This is a genomic window from Streptomyces sp. NPDC005151 (assembly GCF_053599875.1).
Genome location: NZ_JBSFYR010000254.1, coordinates 1 through 1465, shown reverse-complemented (window position 1 = coordinate 1465; position 1465 = coordinate 1). Strand labels below are relative to the sequence as shown.

1 protein-coding gene is annotated in these 1465 nt (G+C 68.4%); it reads left to right on the top strand.

The features are described 5' to 3' along the window. The first annotated feature begins 82 nt into the window (after positions 1 to 82). Positions 83 to 1246: an IS701 family transposase gene (locus tag ACWD6R_RS40545; protein WP_451823339.1), complete on the top strand. Its 1164-nt coding sequence runs from the start codon at positions 83 to 85 to the stop codon at positions 1244 to 1246. Positions 1247 to 1465 lie beyond the last annotated feature (219 nt).

Here is a 1465-nt window from a genome sequence, read left to right as displayed (position 1 = left end):
CTAGTACTACAGGGATAGATCTTGGTGTGCGATTGAGGCAGAATGGTCTGTCGTGAGTGCACGAGGTCGGGATAAGGACGAGCTGGCGGCGGAGGACCTGGAGGTCCTGGACGCGGAGTTCGAGGCGGTGTGCGCCCGGATTGGGCCGTTGTTCTACCGGCCGGAGTCGCGGGCGCACGCGGGCGCGTATCTGCGCGGGCTGCTGGCGCCGCTGGAGAAGAAGAACGGCTGGACCATCGCCGAGCACGTCGGGGCGCCCGAACCCAAGCGGATGCAGCGGTTCTTGAACCTGACCCCGTGGGACGCGGACCGGCTGCGGGACGAGCTGGTCGGTTATGCGATGGAGCACTTCGCCGACGAGCGGGCGGTGCTGATCGCGGACCCGACCGGCTTCGCGAAGAAGGGCCGCAAGTCCGCCGGGGTGCAGCGACAGTACTCCGGCACGCTCGGGCGGATCGACAACTGTCAGATCGGCACCTTCCTGGCCTACGCCACCCCGGGCGGTCACCGACTGCTGCTGGATCGGGAGTTGTACCTGCCCGAGCACACCTGGGCCGCCGACCGCGAGCGGTGCCGCGAGGCCGGAGTGCCCGACGCGGTGCCTTTCCGCACCCGCCCGCAGCAGGTCCAGCTCATGGTCGAACGCGCGCTGGCGGCGAAGGTGCCCTTCGCCTGGTTCGCCGCCGACGAGGAGTTCGGGCAGAGCCCGGCTCTGCGCGCCTTCCTGGAGGCGCGCACCGTCTCCTACGTGATGGCCGTGCCGAAGAACACCGAGGTCGCCGACGCGGACGGGAGCACGGCGAGGATCGACGAACTGACGGCGCGCCTGCCGGAGCGCGCCTTCACCCGCCGGGCCTGTGGCATCGGCACGAAAGGCTTCCGCAGCTACGACTGGGCCGTGCTGAACACCCCCGATCCACAGCGCCAGTTCGTCGTGCGCCGCGCCATGGACGGCTCCGAGCTCGCCTACTTCCACTGCTTCAACCCGCGCCGCGACCCGCTGGGCGAGGTGATCCGCGCGATCGGTTCGCGCTGGCCCGTCGAGGAGTGTTTCGAAGCCGCCAAGCAGGAGACCGGACTCGACCAGTACCAGGTCCGCAAGTACGACGCCTGGCACCGGCACGTCACCATGTCGATGCTGGCCCTGTGTCTGCTCGCGGTGATGCGCCAGACGCTTCAAAAGGGGAACCTTGGCCTGTGGACAACTTTCCGCGACCAAGCTGACGGACCGTCCGCAACCAGATGAACCCGCACCTGCGGGGCGGCCTCGGACGCGACCGCCCCTGAGGGCCTCCCTCGCCGAGGCCCGACGCCTGTTCAACCTCATAGGCCGGCCCCTCCACGAGATCCAAAACGCCCTGCGCTGGTCAACGTTCCGCCGCCGTCACCAACTTGAGGCCAGGAGGCACCACTTCCGCCGACGCATGCGCCTCCAGATGATGCAGATCTAGCCCTGTAGTACTAG